At 59.7% G+C, this 17,826-nt stretch carries 14 protein-coding genes and 5 tRNA genes; 16 read left to right on the top strand and 3 right to left on the bottom strand.

The genetic code is table 11. The annotated features are described in order from the left end of the window. Positions 1-54 precede the first annotated feature (54 nt). From metG to LCQ44_RS04725, 4 genes are all read left to right on the top strand, one after another. Positions 55-1,656: a methionine--tRNA ligase gene (metG, locus tag LCQ44_RS04710; protein ID WP_195521629.1), complete on the top strand. Its 1,602-nt coding sequence runs from the start codon at positions 55-57 to the stop codon at positions 1,654-1,656. 107 nt (positions 1,657-1,763) lie between these two features. After that, a complete protein-coding gene (gene rsmA / locus LCQ44_RS04715; protein ID WP_225094211.1) occupies positions 1,764-2,624 on the top strand; it encodes a 16S rRNA (adenine(1518)-N(6)/adenine(1519)-N(6))-dimethyltransferase RsmA in 861 nt (286 codons plus the stop codon). Continuing rightward, complete coding sequence (locus LCQ44_RS04720) at positions 2,614-3,531, top strand: TatD family hydrolase (RefSeq protein ID WP_225094212.1); 918 nt, start codon at positions 2,614-2,616, stop codon at positions 3,529-3,531. The genes rsmA and LCQ44_RS04720 overlap by 11 nt, the downstream gene beginning before the upstream one ends. Before the next feature lie 43 nt (positions 3,532-3,574). After that, positions 3,575-3,661, top strand: a tRNA-Leu gene (locus tag LCQ44_RS04725). A gap of 481 nt (positions 3,662-4,142) precedes the next feature. Here the strand turns inward: LCQ44_RS04725 and LCQ44_RS04730 are convergent. Further along, a complete protein-coding gene (locus LCQ44_RS04730; RefSeq protein ID WP_089573697.1) occupies positions 4,143-5,477 on the bottom strand; it encodes an IS256 family transposase in 1,335 nt (444 codons plus the stop codon). Between the two features lie 276 nt (positions 5,478-5,753). Between LCQ44_RS04730 and LCQ44_RS04735 the strand changes: the two genes are divergently transcribed. From LCQ44_RS04735 to proC, 3 genes are all read left to right on the top strand, one after another. Then, a complete protein-coding gene (locus LCQ44_RS04735) occupies positions 5,754-6,692 on the top strand; it encodes an SPFH domain-containing protein (protein WP_225094213.1) in 939 nt (312 codons plus the stop codon). A 6-nt stretch (positions 6,693-6,698) separates the two neighbouring features. Further along, on the top strand, positions 6,699-7,169 hold the full coding sequence (rlmH, locus tag LCQ44_RS04740) for a 23S rRNA (pseudouridine(1915)-N(3))-methyltransferase RlmH (RefSeq protein ID WP_217749852.1): 471 nt from the start codon (positions 6,699-6,701) through the stop codon (positions 7,167-7,169). 73 nt (positions 7,170-7,242) lie between these two features. Beyond that, complete coding sequence (gene proC / locus LCQ44_RS04745; protein ID WP_225094214.1) at positions 7,243-8,013, top strand: pyrroline-5-carboxylate reductase; 771 nt, start codon at positions 7,243-7,245, stop codon at positions 8,011-8,013. A gap of 157 nt (positions 8,014-8,170) precedes the next feature. Here proC and LCQ44_RS04750 read toward each other — a convergent pair whose 3' ends face one another. Next, complete coding sequence (locus LCQ44_RS04750) at positions 8,171-8,344, bottom strand: DUF6724 family protein (protein WP_006235069.1); 174 nt, start codon at positions 8,342-8,344, stop codon at positions 8,171-8,173. Positions 8,345-8,455: 111 nt separating this feature from the next. Between LCQ44_RS04750 and serS the strand changes: the two genes are divergently transcribed. The 7 genes from serS to LCQ44_RS04785 all read left to right on the top strand — a co-directional run bounded on the left by serS (position 8,456) and on the right by LCQ44_RS04785 (position 14,095). Then, positions 8,456-9,739, top strand: coding sequence for a serine--tRNA ligase (gene serS, locus LCQ44_RS04755; RefSeq protein ID WP_225094215.1), 1,284 nt, complete (start codon positions 8,456-8,458; stop codon positions 9,737-9,739). 171 nt (positions 9,740-9,910) lie between these two features. Next, positions 9,911-10,288, top strand: a complete 378-nt coding sequence (locus LCQ44_RS04760) for a hypothetical protein (protein WP_225094216.1) — start codon at positions 9,911-9,913, stop codon at positions 10,286-10,288. Positions 10,289-10,367: 79 nt separating this feature from the next. After that, positions 10,368-10,444 (top strand) — tRNA-Arg (locus LCQ44_RS04765). 352 nt (positions 10,445-10,796) lie between these two features. Then, positions 10,797-10,873 (top strand) — tRNA-Arg (locus LCQ44_RS04770). A 158-nt stretch (positions 10,874-11,031) separates the two neighbouring features. Continuing rightward, positions 11,032-11,108: transfer RNA gene (locus LCQ44_RS04775), tRNA-Arg, on the top strand. Between the two features lie 363 nt (positions 11,109-11,471). Next, the gene (locus tag LCQ44_RS04780) at positions 11,472-13,913 is read left to right on the top strand and encodes a tetratricopeptide repeat protein (RefSeq protein ID WP_225094217.1); all 2,442 of its coding nucleotides are present in this window, start codon (positions 11,472-11,474) and stop codon (positions 13,911-13,913) included. 91 nt (positions 13,914-14,004) lie between these two features. After that, positions 14,005-14,095, top strand: a tRNA-Ser gene (locus LCQ44_RS04785). Between the two features lie 133 nt (positions 14,096-14,228). On the opposite strand, the gene LCQ44_RS04790 is transcribed toward LCQ44_RS04785, so the two are convergent. After that, a complete protein-coding gene (locus LCQ44_RS04790; protein WP_225094218.1) occupies positions 14,229-15,569 on the bottom strand; it encodes a D-alanyl-D-alanine carboxypeptidase family protein in 1,341 nt (446 codons plus the stop codon). 197 nt (positions 15,570-15,766) lie between these two features. On the opposite strand from LCQ44_RS04790, the gene LCQ44_RS04795 reads away from it, so the two are divergent. Further along, on the top strand, positions 15,767-16,462 hold the full coding sequence (locus LCQ44_RS04795) for a response regulator transcription factor (protein WP_225094219.1): 696 nt from the start codon (positions 15,767-15,769) through the stop codon (positions 16,460-16,462). A gap of 26 nt (positions 16,463-16,488) precedes the next feature. Then, the gene (locus LCQ44_RS04800) at positions 16,489-17,727 is read left to right on the top strand and encodes a sensor histidine kinase (RefSeq protein ID WP_225094220.1); all 1,239 of its coding nucleotides are present in this window, start codon (positions 16,489-16,491) and stop codon (positions 17,725-17,727) included. Positions 17,728-17,826: the final 99 nt, after the last annotated feature.

Genomic DNA, 17,826 nt, shown 5'->3' on the forward strand with positions numbered 1-17,826 from the left:
CCCTTGCGTTAGAATCATCCCCTGTATGCAACGTTTTTCTGGAGGACAAACCCCATGGATCAAAGCAAGCCTTCGTTCTTTATCACGACGCCCATCTACTACGTCAACGCCGATCCGCACCTGGGCACGGCTTATTCCACCATCATCGCCGACGTCCAGGCTCGCTATCGTCGCTCTGCCGGCTATAACGTCAAGTTCCTGACTGGCATGGACGAGCATGGCGAGAAGGTTGCCGAGGCTGCAGCCAAGCACAACATGACGCCGCAGGAGTGGACCGACAGCCAGGCTCCGCACTTCAAGGAGCTGTGGAGCAAGCTCGAGATCTCCAACGACGACTTCATTCGTACCACCGAGCCGCGCCAGCATCACGCCGTGCAGTATCTGTGGGAGCGCATGAAGGAGTCCGGCTACCTGTATAAGGGCAGCTATGACGGCTGGTACTGCGTGCCCGACGAGACCTACTTTACCGATACGCAGGTCCAGAAGGGCGACGAAGAGTACGGCAGCGTCGGCCAGCACCTGTGCCCCGATTGCCACCGTCCGCTCGAGCGCGTGCAGGAGGAGTCCTACTTCTTTAAGCTCTCTGCGTTCCAGGACAAGCTGCTCAAGCTCTATGACGAGCACCCCGACTTTGTTGAGCCCGCGTTCCGCATGAACGAGGTGCGCAGCTTTGTCGAAGGCGGCCTCAACGACCTTTCCGTGAGCCGCACGAGCTTTGACTGGGGCATTCAGGTCCCGTTTGATGAGGGCCACGTGACCTACGTGTGGTTCGATGCGCTGCTCAACTATATGACGGCTGTCGGCTACGGTGTCGACACCGACGAGGCGCGTGCCGAGCTGGCCTATCGCTGGCCCGCGCAGTTCCACATCGTGGGCAAGGACATCATCCGTTTCCACTGCGTCATTTGGCCCGCCATGCTCATGGCTATCGGCGAAGCCCTGCCCGAGCACGTCTTTGCCCACGGCTTCCTGACCGTGCGCAATGCCGAGACCGGCAAGGCCGAGAAGATGTCCAAGAGCCGCGGCAACGCCATTGCTCCGCAGGACGTTATCGACATGCTGGGCGTCGAGGGCTATCGCTACTACTTTATGACCGACGTCGTCCCCGGCACCGACGGCGCCATCAGCTTCGATCGCATGGAGCAGGTCTACAATGCCGACCTGGCCAACAGCTGGGGCAACCTCATCTCGCGTTCGCTCAACATGAGCGGCAAGTACTTTGACGGCTGCGCGCCCGCCAAGCCCGCATCGTTCGATGCGTTCGACAACCCGCTGGCAAAAATTGCCGATGGCCTGGTCGATCGTTACATGGCCAAGATGGACGTGCTCGATTACGGTGGAGCTAAGGACGAGGTCATGGAGCTCATCCATGCCGCCAACCACTACATCGAGGACTCCGAGCCTTGGGCACTTGCCAAGGACGAGGCCAAGGCTGACGAGCTGGCGTTTGTGATCTACAACCTGCTCGAGGCCATCCGCATTGCCGCTCACCTGCTGATGCCGCTCATGCCCCAGACCTCTGCCGAGGCCCTGCGCCGCCTGTCCTGCGAGGACGAGGCCGCGAGCGACGACCTCAAGGGCATTTGCGCTTGGGGCCTGCTTGCCGGTGGTCAGCCCGTCGAGAAGGGCGAGCCGCTGTTCCCGCGTCTGGGCTAAGCCGCCGCGCGCCATATCGGCAATTTGCTGTTTAGATGTAAGGGCATGGCCGCAACGGTCCATGCCCTTTTGCTTTACGATGCAGCCACCATGTTAAGGAGGCAACCATGACAACTTCGCCTTTGGCAAACCCCACGGCAACTAGGGAGCTGCTAGAGGAGTTTGGCCTTGCGACCAAGCATCGCCTGGGCCAAAACTTCCTGATCGACAACCATGTGATCGAACGTATCTGCGAGCTCGCTGAGCTTACGGGCGATGAGCGCGTGCTCGAGGTCGGCCCGGGTTGCGGCACGCTGACGTTGGCCCTGCTGCAGGAGGCGGCGTGCGTTACGTCGATTGAGGCCGATCCCGAGCTTGAGCCGGTGCTCGACGCCCACGCCGCCGACTATGCCAACTTCCGCTTTATCATGGGCGACGCGCTCAAAGTGACGCCGGAGCAGATTGAGCAGGCCGCCGGTGGTGAACCTACGGTGTTTGTCGCGAACTTGCCCTATAACGTGGCGGCGACGATCACCCTTCAGTTCTTCCAGACGATGCCCGCGCTTAAGCGCGCTGTCGTCATGGTGCAAAAGGAAGTTGCAGATCGTATTGCCGCAACGCCGGGCAACAAGACCTATGGCGGCTACACGGCAAAGCTCGGCCTGTATGCGCAGGTGACGGGGCGCTTTGAGGTGCCGCCGCGCTGCTTTATGCCGGCGCCGCATGTGGATTCTGCCGTGGTGCGCATCGATCGCGTTGACGGTGTGGTACCCGAGGGCATCGACCGCGAGTTTGTGGCCCGTGTGATCGACGCTGCATTTGCCCAGCGCCGCAAGACGATCCGCAACTCCATGAGCGCCAACGGCTTTGCCAAGGACGTGCTCGACGCCGCCTTTGAGGCCTGCGGTATCGCACCTACCACGCGCGCCGAGACGCTCGACGTTGCCGCCTTTGTCCGCTTGGCTCAGGAGCTTTCCCATGACGCCTAATGTCGAACGCGTGACGTTTACCAAAAAGAAGAAAACGGTGGCCTGCCCGGTGCCGCTGGCGCCGCTTGCCGATACGCATGCGCACCTGCTCTCATTTTGGAGCAAGGAAGTGCCCGAGACGCTCGCGCGCGCCAAGGAAGCGGGCATTGACTTGTTGGTGACGGTCTTCGACCCCATTGCCGATAAGCGCAGCGTGGCGGACTATAGCGACTGGCTGGTTCGCGAGATCCTGCCGATGCGGGATATCCCGCAGATCAAGTATCTTGCCGGCGTGCATCCGTATGGCGCACCGGACTATACCGACGACGTTCACGCACAGGTCGTTGCCGCACTCGATGATCCCTTATGCGCCGGTATTGGCGAAATCGGCCTGGACTACCACATGGACTATGACGACGATATCGCGCCGGCGCCCCACGACGTGCAGATCGACTGTATGGCGCGCCAACTCGAGGTCGCCGTACGCCGCAATGTGCCGGTAGAGCTGCATCTGCGTCATGAGGATACGGACGAGGAGCGCACCTCGCATGTGGACGCCTACAACGTGTTGCGCGAGGTCGGCGTGCCCCAGGCCGGTTGCGTACTGCACTGCTTTGGCGAGGACCGAGCCACGATGGAGCGCTTTGTGGATTTGGGTTGTTACATCGCCTATGGCGGCGCGGCTACCTTTAAGCGCAACGACGACGTGCGCGAGGCATTTGCGGCGACCCCGCTCGACCGTATTTTGTTCGAGACGGATTGTCCCTATATGGCGCCGGAGCCCATTCGCGGTCTTGAGTGCGAGCCTGCGATGATTTCCATCACAGCAAACGCGCTGGTCAACGACCGCGTCGATCGTACCGGCGAGGACGCTGAGGCAATCGCTCGAGCCGCCTGGGAAAATGCCTGCCAACTTTTTCAAAAATAGTTCTTGCGTTCGCGGTGGCGCTCCGTTATTCTAATTCCTGCACGCGGGCGTGGCGGAATTGGCAGACGCGTACGGTTCAGGTCCGTATGGGGGCAACCCCATGAAGGTTCAAGTCCTTTCGCCCGCACCATTAAATGAAAGAGCTCCCAGCAATGGGAGCTTTTTTGTTATGGGCCCATCGCAGGGACTTGAACCTGCGAAGGAGCGAGCGTAAAGAAAACGCGGAGCGTTTTTAGCGAGCTGGCGAGGACGCCGTCAGGCGGCCGAAGCCGGTGCGGATCCGCGAAGCGGATACGCGGACGTCCTTTCGCCCGCACCATTAAATGAAAGAGCTCCCAGCAATGGGAGCTTTTTTGTTACGGGCCGTTTTTGGCAGATTTGACCTATCGATTTCGCGCGGTAGATGCCCCCGTGGTCAAAAAGTGGCAAATATGAGTACTGGCACGAAAATAGAGACATTTCACGAAGCCATTTTTGCTCATTTTGCGCAACAGATGTACGCTAATTTGACCCAATCTTGAGACAAAACAAAGTAAATTCGATAGACCTCGGGTGGCGCGCGCAGACGTGGTGTAAGAGCGTCCTGAGGTCCGTCGCTGCAAGTCCCGATATTACTCCTTCTTGAGACCGCGCCTCTCGACTATCTCGTCCACTATCTCCCTGGCGCGCCGCCCGAGCGCGCGGCGCCTCCCCTCTGTCGGGGCCGGCCTGTCCGCGGGCTCGGCGAAGCCCTCGGCGGCCGAGGCCTCGGAGAACACGCGCTGCTGGGACCACTGTCCCTCGGTCTCCATGAGGCTCGCGCACGTCAGGCGCAGCATCGACTCCCTCGAGGGGAAGGACTGCACGACCCTGTAGCGGCGCTTGATCTCGCGGTTGGCGCGCTCCTGGACGTTGTTGGTGCGGAGCTTGGCCCAGTGCGCCCTGGGGAAGGCCGTGAACGCCAGCGCGGAGTCCTCGGCCTGCTCGAAGACCTCGCCGGCCCTGGCGGACACCGACGCCACCCAGGGCGCCGCCTCGGCCCACACGCAGCGCGCGAGGTCGGGGTCGTCCTGGTAGACCGCGGCGTGCACGAGGTCCCTGACGGCCGCCTTGGAGTCCTCGGGCCTGCCCGAGCAGGCGCTCTGGAGGTTGCGCTGCAGGTGCGTCACGCAGCGCTGCCAGGCGCAGCCCTGGAACAGGCGCGAGACGGCGGCCACGAGCCCGGCGTGGCTGTCGGAGACCACGAGGCGAACGCCGGCCAGCCCGCGCTCGCGCAGCCCGCCGAGGAATGCCGCCCAGGAGTCCTCGCTCTCGGTGTCGACCACGTCGCAGCCCAGGAAGTGCTTGCGCCCGTCGGCGCCCAGCCCGATCGCGGTCACGACGCCCTGCGAGACGACCGACGAGCCGACCCTGCAGCTCATGTAGGTGGCGTCGAGCCACAGGTAGCAGCACGGCGTGCCCGACAGGTCGCGGCGGCGGAACTCCGCCACCTCGGCGTCGAGGTCGGAGCAGAGGCTCGAGACCTCCGAGCTCGACAGCGAGGATATGCCCAGCTTGGACGCCACGCGCTCGACCTTGCGGGTGGACACGCCGCATACGTACATCTCCTGCACGATGGCGGCCACCGAGGTGTCGACGCGCGACCATCGCGCGAGCATGCCCTCGGGGTAGTAGGTGCCGTGCCTGAGCTTGGGTATCTCGAGCTCCACGTCGCCCACGGCGGTCTTGAGCGACCTGGGGCGGTAGCCGTTGCGGCTGTTCTCCCTGCCGTCGCTGCGCTCGTTGCGGCTCGCGCCGCACATCTGCTGGGCCTCGGAGTCCATCAGCGCGTTCATCACGCTGCCCAGCACCCTGCACGCGAACTCGCGCGCGTCGCCGCACTCCTGCCAAAGCCTCGCCGCCTCGAGGGCCTCGTCGCGGCCGAGGCGCAGTACACTCTCTTCTTGGGGCATCGCCTTTCCTTCCATTCGTCACCTTCATTACTCCAACGACGAATTCTAGGCGGTGTCCCCTCCCTTTCAAGAAAGGGCGGAGGCGGGGCATGCCCCGCCTCTTACACCACATCTCTGCGCGCTACCTAGACCTCGGGTTCAAAAAGGCGATTTTGACCCAAATACGCTGTTACTAAACTGGTAACAGTACTCATATTTGGCCTTTTTTGACCACGGGTCCTCTTGTTGGTGTCACACAGCTGCTTCGTGCGGGTATCCTAGTCCCAACGCGTACCAATCAGAGGAGAAACCATGCTGTTGTCCGGTATCATCGCTACCCTTACGAGCCTTCTACTCCCCATCATCATTTTGTTGCTACTGCTCCCCAACGCCTGCTATGTCGTTGAACAGCAGCATGCTGTGATCATCGAGCGTCTGGGCAAGTTCAACCGCATCGTCAACGCGGGCTTCCACATGAAGGTGCCCGTGATCGACCGCAAGGCCGCCACGGTGAGTCTGCGCACCATGAAAAACGGCTTCGGCATCGACGTTAAGACCCAGGATAACGTGACCATCGGCCTTGAGGTTTCTGCTCAGTACCACGTGAGCTATGACATGGGCGCCGGTCCGGCAGATTCGGGTATCTACAAGAGCTACTACATGCTGCAGGAGCCCGTCGACCAGATGCGCGATTTCATCACCGATGCCTTACGCTCTTCCATCCCCGTCTACACGCTCGATGAGGTCTTTGCCAAGAAGGATGACATCGCCAAGGACGTCAACGCCACCGTGTCCGAGCAGATGGCTGCCTACGGCTTCACCCTCGTGTCGACACTCATCACCAAGATCGCGCTGCCGACCGAGGTCGAGAACTCCATGAACGACATCAACGCCGCCCAGCGAAAGCGCGCTGCTGCGCAGGAGCTCGCCGAGGCCGACCGCATCAAGCGCGTCACCGAGGCGACCGCCGAGGCCGAGGCGATGGAAAAGGCGGGCGAGGGCATCGCCAACCAGCGCAAAGCCATCGCGCTGGGCATCAAGGATTCGCTCGAGATTATCCAGGAGACGGGTGTCGGCAACGACGAGGCCAACCAGCTGTTCATGTTTACGCAGTGGTCCGAGATGATGACGGAGTTCGCTCGTACGGGAAAAACCTCGACGGTCGTGCTGCCGAGCGATTTCTCGCAGTCGGCCTCGATGTTCGAGCAGATGCTGGCCGCCGGCAAAGTGCAAAACGATTCGAAGGAGTAGACGCGCGTGAAATACACCGTCGTTTGCGTCGGTAAGCTCAAGGAGCGCTTTTGGAAGGATGCTTGCGCCGAGTACACCAAGCGCCTGGGCGCCTATGCCAAAGTGGATATCCGCGAGGTGGCCGATATCGACCCGGCTAAGGCGGGCGGCGTGGATGCCGCGCGCGACAAGGAGGGGGCGGCGATACTTGCAGCCCTGCCACCTCGAGCGCATGTGATCTTGCTGGCCATTGAGGGCAAAGAGCGCTCGAGCGAGGAGCTTTCGGCGCGGCTCGATGATCTTATGCTGCGTGGTAACAGCGACATCGCCTTTGTGATTGGCGGATCGGACGGCGTGAGCGATGATGTGCGCGCACGAGCCGACGAGATGCTCAGCTTTGGACGCATTACCTTGCCGCATAACTTGGCGCGCGTGGTGCTGCTGGAGCAAATCTACCGCGCCTGCAAGATCAGCCGTGGCGAGCCGTATCACAAATAGGTCGGCAATACGAAACAATGCCGTGGGACAATAGCTTTCGTTTTGAAGAACGTGTCTGAGAGGACTATGAGATATGAAGATTGGATTTGTCGGTTTTGGCAATATGGCGAGCGCTATGGCCGATGGCTGGATCGCCGCCGGTGTGGCTGCGAGCGATATGTGCGCCTGCGCGGGCCACTACGACGCCTTGGTTGAGCGTTGTGAGGCGCGTGGGATGGTTGCCTGTCGCGACGCGGCGGAGGTTGTCGCCGCATCCGATATCGTGGTTGCTGCGGTCAAGCCGTACATGATCGAGAAGGTCTTCGCTCCGCTTAAGGACACTCTTGCCGACAAGGTTGTCCTTTCGGTTGCCTGGACTTGGGATAGCGCCAAGTGGGAAAAGGTCCTGCCGGGTGTCGCGCATATCTCGACAGTGCCCAACACGCCGGTTTCGGTGGGCGAGGGTGTTATCGCTTGCGAGAAGTCCTCTACGCTCAATGACGAGCAGCGTGCCGTGGTGCTCGACCTGCTCGGTAAGCTTGGCACTGTCGTCGAGCTCGACACGAGCCTGCTGTTTGTGGGCGGCACCGTGGGCGGTTGCGCCCCGGCATTTGTCGCCATGGCGATTGAGGCCCTGGGCGACGCGGCCGTCAAGCACGGCATTCCGCGCGCCGATGCCTATCGCATTGTGAGCCAGATGGTGTTGGGTACGGCAAAGCTGCAGCTTGCAACAGGGCAGCATCCTGCGGCGATGAAGGATGCCGTATGCTCACCCGGCGGCGCCACCATCAAGGGCGTCGTCGCGCTCGAGGACGCCGGCATGCGCAGCGCCCTGGTCAAGGCCATCGACGCCACCCTCCAGTAAAACCCGCCATTTAGGGACAGGTTTATTTTGGCAGGTTTTTCCTGCGGCTTTATCTCTATAGCAAAAAGCGCCCCGCAACTGGCTCAATTCCAGTTGCGGGGCGCTTGCGTTTGCCCAGATAAAACCGACCAGAAATAACCTGTCCTTTTTTGGCAGATTAGTCCCAGAAGCTGTCTTCTTCGTCCTCGGACTTGGGGCCACGGTCGACATACATCTTATGGGTGCGCTTCTCCATCACAAAGGCAAGAATCGCAAATAGCAGGATGCCGCCGGCGAAAAGGATGGCAAAACCGGTGCGGGTGCCAAACAAAAAGGAAAAAACTGCGTCCATTGGGTGCCTTCTTGCGTAGTTGAGTTGGGTCGTAAACGCTCATAAGTATATACTTGCCCATACATGTACAAGGTTGCAACCTAAATGGAATGTATATCGCCGGAGGATCTAATGCTTGATATCAAGTTTGTTCGCGAGAACCCCGATGCCATCGATACCGCCATGGCAAATCGCCAGACGTCTTGGGATCGCGAGAAGTTCTTTGAACTCGACGACGAGCGCCGTGCCGTCATCACCGAGGTCGAGGAGCTCCAGGCCACGCGTAACGCCGAGTCCAAGAAGATTGGAGCCCTGATGAAGGAGGGCAAGAAGGACGAGGCCGAGGCCGCCAAGGAGGCCGTGCGCGCCGTCAACGAGAAGATCGACGGTCTGGCCGAGCGCCGTACCGCTCTTGAGCAGGAGCAGTACGACTTCATGTCTCACCTGCCCAACATTCCGTGCGAGGCTACCCCGTACGGTAAGGACGAGGGCGAGAACATCGAGCGTCGCCGCTGGGGTACCCCGCGCGAGTTCGACTTCGACTTTAAGCCGCACTGGGATCTGGGCACCGATCTGGACATCCTCGATTTCGAGCGCGGCAACAAGCTCTCCGGCAGCCGCTTCACCGTTCTCGGTGGCGCCGGCGCTCGTCTTGAGCGTGCCCTCATTAACTTCTTCCTGGACACGCACACGAGCCGTGGCTTCAAGGAGTGGTGGCCGCCCATCGTCGTCAAGCGTCAGACCATGTTCGGTACGGGTCAGCTGCCCAAGTTCGAGGACGACGCCTATCACGTCTCGGGCGACAACTTCCTGATCCCTACCGCCGAGGTCGTACTGACTAACCTGCATGCCGGTGAAGTTCTGGACGCCGACACTCTGCCTCGCCGCTACACTGCCTTCACCCCCTGCTTCCGCGAGGAGGCCGGTTCCGCCGGTCGCGACACCCGCGGCATCATTCGCCAGCACGAGTTCGACAAAGTTGAGATGGTCAAGTTTGCCAAGCCGGAGGAGTCCGACGAGGAGCTCGAGAGCATGACCGCCGAGGCCGAGTACCTGCTGCAGCAGCTGGGCCTGCCGTATCGCGTGATTAGCCTGTGCACCGGCGACCTGGGCTTCTCTGCCCGTCAGACCTACGACATCGAGGTTTGGCTGCCGAGCTACAACGCCTACAAGGAGATCAGCTCCTGCTCCAATTGCGGCGACTTCCAGGCCCGTCGCGCCAACATCAAGTATCGCGACCCCGAGAACTTCAAGGGCTCGCGCTACCTGCACACCCTTAACGGTTCCGGCCTGCCGGCTGGTCGTACCATGGCTGCCATTCTAGAGAACTACCAGAACGCCGACGGCACCATCACGATCCCCGAGGTTCTGCGTCCCTACATGGGCGGCCTCGAGAAGATCGAGCCGGTCGCGTAAACTAGCTGCATAGGCGATTTGCGAGGGCGCTCCTTTTAGGGGCGCCCTTTTTGTGTACGGCCATACCATGCCGTGCGGACAGCTCGATAGAAAATACACGAACAAATGTTCTGTGTACATGCATCTACCTGCTATGCTTTTGCTAACTAAGAGCAAGAGAAAGGGGATGTGATGGAGCTGTTCGACGAGCGGGTTGTTTTGTTCCAGAGCGATGAGGGCGGGGAGCACCTGCTGGTAACGTGCGAGCCGTCGGGTATGGGTGGCTTGGTGGTTCGGCAGACGAGTGAGGGACCATTGACGCAATGGTGCTATGAGGAGTCGCCGCATGTGGTCGAGACGTTTGTGGCGCATGAGGCGCTTGTCGTCCTTGAGCACTTCTATGGCGTTGGAACTTCTAATCAGGTGGCCCGAATGCTGAGCATCTCGTTTGCCGACTACGACTGTGCCCAACGGGTGCGGTCACTTCTGGGGGAGCTTGGCGTCGGGTTCGATGTGATTGAAAAGCCAATCGATCGCACGAGAAGCACTGATGCTTGTGGCACAGCGTGACAAATTGAGGCCCGCGCGAAAAAAGTTTGAGATTTTGCTTGACTCTAACGAACTAAAGTGGTTTTATATGTCTTGCGCTGCGGCGTTACCTCAGCTGGATAGAGGGTCTGACTACGAATCAGAACGTCATAGGTTCGAATCCTATACGCCGCACCAATTGAAATTGAAAGCCTCCGGCAACGGGGGCTTTTCTTTTATGCCGGCACCGCATGGATTCGAACCTCGGTCGAGGCGCGAGCGTGAAGCGGACGCGGAGCGTTCGTAGCGAGCGGGCGAGTCCGCCGGCAGGCGGGCGAAGCCGGTGCGGATCCGCGAAGCGGATGCGCGGAATCCTATACGCCGCACCAATTGAAATTGAAAGCCTCCGGCAACGGGGGCTTTTCTTTTACGCCGGCAGGCGGGCGAAGCCGGTGCGGATCAGCACGACAACTTAATCGGCGCTTCGTAAAAATTTTCCAAATTGTTGCTTGACCCATCGAGGGCTCACGTGCATAATAATCCGTGCGTTGCGGCGTTACCTCAGCTGGATAGAGGGTCTGACTACGAATCAGAACGTCATAGGTTCGAATCCTATACGCCGCACCAATTGAGTTTTAAGCCTCCGGAAACGGGGGCTTTTCTTATATCGCGATGCACCGAAGATCGTGCCGAGCCCTCCAAATGAGTAAAAATCAAATTCGATAACTTTTTTTGAAAAAACGCTTGACCATTATTCAGTCCATGTGCATAATAATCAACAAGTCGCGGCGTTACCTCAGCTGGATAGAGGGTCTGACTACGAATCAGAACGTCATAGGTTCGAATCCTATACGCCGCACCATTTGAGATTAAAGCTCCCGGTAACGGGGGCTTTTCTTTTACGTAGGCACCGCATGGATTCGAACCTCGGTCGAGGCGCGAGCGTAAAGAAAACGCGGAGCGTTTTTAGCCCGCGGGCGAGCGCGCCGGCAGGCGGGCGAAGCCGGTGCGGATCCGCGCAGCGGATGCGCGGAATCCTATACGCCGCACCATTTGAGATTAAGGCTCCCGGCAACGGGGGCTTTTCTTTTACGTAAACACCGCATGGATTCGAACCTCGGTCAAAGGGGACTATTTCTCATCGACTCGTGTAAGATTTCGAGTATGCGCCTCGGTGAGTCCGTGGCGCGCTCTTTCTTTAGACGACCGATCAGGGTGATATTTCGTGGCAGAGCGTCCGACATACAAGCTCAGGTTTCTCGATCCCAAAAAGCGCTTTCCGGCCATGCCCGAGCAGCCTGCGGGACGCTCGTATGGCGTGGTTTGGAAGCTCTTTGGCGAGGACCCGCATGAATCATGCTATGTCGTCGAATTCGTCGGCAAAAGCCATGTGTCGCTTTTGGGCTACGTGTGTGTTTCGGGTGAGGTCTATAAGGTGGACCGTCCCGTTAACGAGGCATCGCTGCCCGACGATCCCGACATGCAACTGATTCTTGACGAGTCCGATTCCAACATCGGTGAGATTGCGGTCAGGGGTACCGATGGGACGATGCGCTCCCGGGCGCGAGTCATCGGCTCTCCCGAAGGCACCATGCGCGAACAATCCGATCGCGAGACGTGGAATTCGACGCGCAGCCTTCGCTACGGCGAGTTCATGGCCTCGATGTTCTTGCGTTACGTGATATTCGCCGATTCTGAAAACGCTGTCTCAGGCACGGCGGACGGTGACGGCCTTGACGAGGGCATGAAAAATGCCGTCGACAAGATTAAACTTGTTAAACTCCCCGAGCCGGTTGAGGTGTTGCTGGGTTTTGATTCCACGCCGCTGCCCGATGCAATCGAAACGTTGCTCTACCGCATTGACCATACAGATAATCCAAGTGGCATTGAGCGCTATGCCGCCGCTTTGATGGGCGAAGTTAATCTGCCTCGCCTGCGCACCATCGCGGCCAAAACCGAAATGAGCCTGGCGCGGATCGATCGCTCGAGGCTCTTCTATCTCAATTTTGACCGTAGCCTGCTGGACCAGGACGAGATCGATACCCTGCTTGCCGTCGAGTGCCGCCTGAACCGCCTATCGGGCATTCTTGAGCGTATTGGGGCAGGGTTGGGCCCCGTTGCTTCGTCGCCAAGCTTTGAGGGCTGCTCGCTCTTTGACCTATGGCATATCAGCAAGACGACAAACGACGTTCCTCGCCTGCTCGAAACGCTGCCGAATGACAACCCGTGGGCCAAGCCGGGGACGGTTGCGTGCCAGCCGGGTGGCGAGTGGGACGTTCGCACCCGCTTTGCACGTATCGTAGAAGCGCTCAACGTGGTCACGCGGCTCGACTACACCTATCGAGCGAACGTCGCTGAGGGCATCGTGCTGGTGCGATTTGGCCGCACGGTTGTCGATGCTATGCCGCAGCGCGAATACGATGCTCAAGATGACGCCTGGCGCGAGGTGGATGAGCCTAAGCGCACGGCATGGGCCACCGAGCACGATGCGCGTATTGCGCTTACGCTCGCGGCGGCTTGCTTTGCTTCGGGCGCTCACATCACGCGCTGCTACGTGCAGATTGCGGCTCCCGACGGCGAGCAGGGCGAGCGCGTTGTTAAAACGTATTCCTTTGGCCGTGCGGCCTATCTGGCCGATTGCGTTTCTGTCGCCAAGGATCTTGAGAGCATGGATATGGACGACATGCCCTGCAAGCATTTGCTCGAGGCATATGAGGCAGATGCGCCGGACATGATTGAACCTGCAGAGGTTCACACCCGACCACGTGATGACCATCGTCCATTGCCGCCTGCGCTTCGCGATTTGCTGCTCGCTGATACGGCTGACGAGCTTGAGGTCATGGAGGAGGACAACGATCCGTATGTCGCCCGTGTCGTCGAGTTGCGCGAGCAATCCAAAGTTGACCGAGCCGGTGCTTTCGAGGGCTTTTCTCGCCTTGTCGAGGAGCTGGAAGCCAAGTGTACGGTTGCTGAGCTTTTGGCGACGGGCCCGGTGCAGACCCAGTTCTGCGACAACCAGCTGGTGCGCATGGTGCTGCCGGTGATGGAGGAGGACCGTTCCGTGCGTATCCTTCGCGCTCCCGATGCGCTGTATTTTGCCCAGCACGAGATCTGCAGCTTTTACGCCGAACAAGAGGACTTTGAGCGTGCGCTGCCCGAGGTGCGTCGTCTCTACGATTTGGCGCGCTCGTCCATGCAGTCTCACTTTGCCCTGATCAACGTGCTAGCACGCCTGGAGCGCTATGACGAGATTATCGAGGTAGCACGCCACGGCCTGCGCATTGCCAGTGACCGGCCTTCGATCGGTTACCTGTTCTATCGCCTGGCATTCGCCTACTGGAACTGCGACCAGCTCGAGCTGGCGCTGGCATGTTATCGCCTGGTGCCGCGCGGCGAGGAGTCGGGCGGCAGTGCGCAGGAGGAAATGCAGGGCCTTATGAACGAGATGGGCGTCATCAAGCCGCCCGCGTTTGAGGAGGCTGTCGAGACCATCCGCAAGGCAGGTCTTGAGCTGCCGCCGGTGCCCGCCGTGACCAATCAACTCGCGGATGCCGCCGTGCAACTCGTCGATAACGGCTTCTTTTTCTTGGCGCGCGGCTGCATCTATCAAATGTGGCGCACCATGGGCAACGATGAGCTCGGCTCCCTCAACCGCTCGCTAGGGTAGGCGAAGCTTGCAAGGAGGAAAAGCTGCTGGGCAATTTGAAAATCCCCCTTGCCCATCCTCGACTGTTTGGTTATTATAGAACGGCTGTTACGGAGAGCTGACCGAGAGGCCGAAGGTGCTCGCCTGCTAAGCGAGTATGCCCCAAAAGGGCATCTGGGGTTCGAATCCCCAGCTCTCCGCCAGTACGAATTTGAAAAAGGGTCCCATCTGGGGCCCTTTTTTATTATCAAGAAAGGCGGCTGGGGATTCGAACCCTCAAAAAATGAGGCGCCCCGTTGGACGCCTCATTTGGTTCGATGTGATAACGCTTTGGCCCTACACCTCAGGAGCCTTGGCTACGGTCTCGCTCTCGGCCGTGAGCGGGCGGTTGTCGATGCGGCGACTCAGGCGGTCGAGCTTTACCAGTAGCCACTCGATGGGGTTTGGCCCCGAGCCTTCCTCGTCGGCAACCAAATCAACGACGGCAATCTTGGTGCCTTCTTGCTTGAGCGTGACGCTGCCTACCTTGTCGCCCACGTGCACCGTGCCCGAAAGGTCGTCGTAGCTAACCTTTTCGGTCACTTCGCCGGCGAGTGAGAACACCGTTGCCTGTGCGGCGGGGTCGGCGAGCGTGGCGTCGATCGTCTTGTCCGTCCAATCTGTCTGGCTAATGCGTGCCATGAGCGGGTTGCCGTTGGCGGTCTTCTCCCGCGTGTTGGCGATCGCAACCGCAACTTTGTGACCGTAGTACCAGTTGGCAAGGGCCGCCGTATCGGTAAAGCGCTGGTCGCTGGTGGTGGAGTTCAAAATAACGGTGTAGATCTCGTCGCCGTCGCGGTTGTAGGCGCTCGTAAAGCAATAGCCCGCGTCGTCGGTGGTGCCGGTCTTGCCACCAATGTTTCCGTCCTGACCGAGCAAAACGTTGTGCGTGTCCATGGAATGCGAATGGTCTGAGCCATCGGCGCCCGTGACCTCAATCCAAGAATCCTCGCTCGCGACGACTTCACGAATCGTATCGTCTTTCATGGCTTCCTGCATCATCAGTGCCACGTCATGTGCGGTTGAGTGCATGTCGCCGGCCCACTCATCAAAGTCCAGACCGTGTGGGTTCTCAAAGACCGTGCCGGTGCAGCCGAGCTTTTTGGCGCGCTCGTTCATGGCCTTCACAAAGGTTGCCTCGGCGTCTTTGGTCTTGGGGTCGATCTTTTTGCCCACGTACTCGGCAAGCACGATGGCGGCGTCGTTGCCCGAGGGGATCATCAGGCCGCGTAGTGCCTGCTCTACGGTGAGCTCGTCGCCTTCGAGCAGGCCGGCAGTCGAGTTGCCTACGGTGGCGGCAGCGTTGCTCACCGTGACCTTCTCGTCCATCTTGCAGTTTTCGACGGTCAGGATTGCGGTCATGACCTTGGTGATCGAGGCAATCTTGACCTGTTCATCGGCGCCGCGTCCATAGTAGACGGTGCCGTCCTTGCCCATGACGAGGGCATTGGTCGCATCGATATCGGGCAGGTTTTCTGCCGTGATGCCGCGCGCATCGGCGGTTTTGCCGCAAACATTGTCGGTCGTGAGCACTTGGGCGCCGGCGACGGTGGGCACGCCAGCGGCAAGGGCGATGGCGCAGGCAAAGCCGGCGACAAGTTGGGCGGAGCGCTTTGCAAAAGAGGTGAGGGACTTCACAGATTTCGCTTTCGACGGGATGGTCTCTTCTGGCACTAGAGTATATCGTTTGCCGGCGGCGACGATCGCTGCGTGCGCGCATGGCCCGCATTCGTGCTCGAATGGGCGCAAGGGTGCTTAAGGTCGACTTAATCGCCCACGCTTGTTGTGTGTGGCGGGCGCCGCCTCGGGCATAATGGAGCGCGAGAGGAGCACGCATGAACGAGCGCATATTGGTAGTTGATGACGAGAAAGCCATCGCCGACCTGGTTGGTATCTACCTTACAAAAGAGGGCTTTGACGTCCAGATCGCCTACAGCGGGGCCGATGCGGCCAAGGCAATTCTGGAACAAGAGTTTGACCTGGCACTGCTCGACGTCATGCTGCCCGATATCGACGGCTTTGAGCTGCTGCGTACCATCCGTGCCAGCCATGCCTATCCCGTAATTATGTTGACGGCGCGCGATGCCCAGCAGGATAAAATCGAAGGCCTTTCGCTTGGCGCGGACGATTACGTGGTCAAACCGTTTCGCCCGCTGGAGCTCATTGCGCGCGTGCATGCTCAGCTTCGTCGCTATACCAGCTACGGCAGCCGCGCACAGGCGGCCGAGTCGCCGATCATCCAGCTCGACGGCCTCGAGATCAACCGCGACGCCCGCTCCGTGATGGTGGACGGCGCACCGGTGCGCCTTACGCCCATCGAGTATTCCATCTTGCTGTATCTGGTCGAGCATCGTGGCAGCGTGGTGCCCGTGGAGGACCTGTTCCGCGCGGTGTGGAACGAGGACTTTATGCCCGGCTCCAACAATACGGTTATGGTGCACATTCGCCATCTGCGCGAAAAGATTGGCGACGACGCCCAAAAGCCGCGCTTTATCAAAAACGTCTGGGGCGTCGGCTACATCATCGAATAACGCTTTCCGCTTGTGAGGATCTTGATATGACAAAAGACGATAGGCAGGCGTTCGAGGTGCCCGATCGACTCTTTGAATACGTGAGAGCAGTCGTCGACAACCGCGCGCTCGCGACGGTACTCCTCTTTTTGCTGAGCCTGCTGCTGATCGGCATCGACAACATCGCCGGTATCTTGGCAGTTTTGCTTATCGGGTTTTTGCTGATCGATCGATTCGAGATCGTGCGCCGTTGCGTGGTGATCGGCGGTGCCGCGTGGGCCATGACGCTGGCGATCGGCGCCATGGCGCTCGGTGGCATTGAGGGACCGGTGCTGTTCGATGCCGGCTTTGTATTCAACATGCTTGGCTTTGTCTTGGCGCTCGCCGTGTGCGTCCTGTTCTTTTGCGGCCGCGCTCTGTACTACCAGGGCTATGAGCAGGGTGAGCGGCATTCCGACCGCGTGCTTGCCGCCCGTATTCAGGACCGCCTGATCGATCATCCTGACGCCTGGGATAACATCGACGGCGACTTCCTGGAGGTCGAGGGTGCGCTCAACCGCGTGCGCGATCGCGAGCGTAAGGTGCAGCAGGCCCTACGCGACGAGTCGCATCGCAAGGACGACTTGGTCACATACTTGGCGCATGACCTGCGCACACCGCTTGCCAGCGTGGTGGGCTACCTCTCGCTGTTGCAGGAGGCACCCGACCTGCCGGTTGAGCAGCGCGCACACTTTACGGGCGTGGCGCTCGACAAGGCGCACCGACTCGACGCGCTTATTGAGGAGTTCTTTGATATCACGCGCTTTGACTTCCACGATATTGTGCTTACGCGCGGCTGCGTCGACCTGGGATTGCTACTGGCGCAGGTGGCCGATGAGTTCTATCCCATTCTCAACGAGCAGCACAAAGATGTCCAAGTTGATGTGCGCGAGGATCTGACGGTACTTGTGGATGGCGACAAGATGGCTCGCGTGTTCAACAACATCATGAAAAACGCCATCGCCTATAGCTACGAAGGATCGACCATCACGATTGAGGCTGGGCGCCAAGATGACGGTGGCGTGCGAATTCGCTTTATTAACCATGGTGATCCGATTCCGGCGGCTAAGCTCAAGGTGATCTTTGAGAAGTTCTATCGCCTGGACGCGGCACGTGCGACCAATCGCGGTGGCGCCGGCCTGGGCCTTGCCATCGCCAAGGAGATCGTATGCGCGCACGGCGGTACCGTTGCATGTGAATCGACGCCCGAACACACGATATTCACCATCGAGCTGCCCGCCGCATAGCCAGCGTGCCCTTACAAACACTTGACAATGCGCTCACGTGCATATGAGCCGCGATTCCTACTATCGATACTGCTGAATTGATATCGATGTGGAGGTATG

The organism is Collinsella aerofaciens (assembly GCF_020181355.1).
Taxonomy (GTDB): Bacteria; Actinomycetota; Coriobacteriia; order Coriobacteriales; family Coriobacteriaceae; genus Collinsella.

What these genes read in the sequence shown, in the direction of transcription:
- metG (WP_195521629.1), top strand. Translation starts at nt 55, where the DNA reads ATGGATCAAAGCAAGCCTTCGTTCTTTATCACGACGCCCATCTACTAC.
- rsmA (WP_225094211.1), top strand. Translation starts at nt 1,764, where the DNA reads ATGACAACTTCGCCTTTGGCAAACCCCACGGCAACTAGGGAGCTGCTA.
- LCQ44_RS04720 (WP_225094212.1), top strand. Translation starts at nt 2,614, where the DNA reads ATGACGCCTAATGTCGAACGCGTGACGTTTACCAAAAAGAAGAAAACG.
- LCQ44_RS04730 (WP_089573697.1), bottom strand. Translation starts at nt 5,477, where the DNA reads ATGGAAGGAAAGGCGATGCCCCAAGAAGAGAGTGTACTGCGCCTCGGC.
- LCQ44_RS04735 (WP_225094213.1), top strand. Translation starts at nt 5,754, where the DNA reads ATGCTGTTGTCCGGTATCATCGCTACCCTTACGAGCCTTCTACTCCCC.
- proC (WP_225094214.1), top strand. Translation starts at nt 7,243, where the DNA reads ATGAAGATTGGATTTGTCGGTTTTGGCAATATGGCGAGCGCTATGGCC.
- LCQ44_RS04750 (WP_006235069.1), bottom strand. Translation starts at nt 8,344, where the DNA reads ATGGACGCAGTTTTTTCCTTTTTGTTTGGCACCCGCACCGGTTTTGCC.
- serS (WP_225094215.1), top strand. Translation starts at nt 8,456, where the DNA reads ATGCTTGATATCAAGTTTGTTCGCGAGAACCCCGATGCCATCGATACC.
- LCQ44_RS04760 (WP_225094216.1), top strand. Translation starts at nt 9,911, where the DNA reads ATGGAGCTGTTCGACGAGCGGGTTGTTTTGTTCCAGAGCGATGAGGGC.
- LCQ44_RS04795 (WP_225094219.1), top strand. Translation starts at nt 15,767, where the DNA reads ATGAACGAGCGCATATTGGTAGTTGATGACGAGAAAGCCATCGCCGAC.
- LCQ44_RS04800 (WP_225094220.1), top strand. Translation starts at nt 16,489, where the DNA reads ATGACAAAAGACGATAGGCAGGCGTTCGAGGTGCCCGATCGACTCTTT.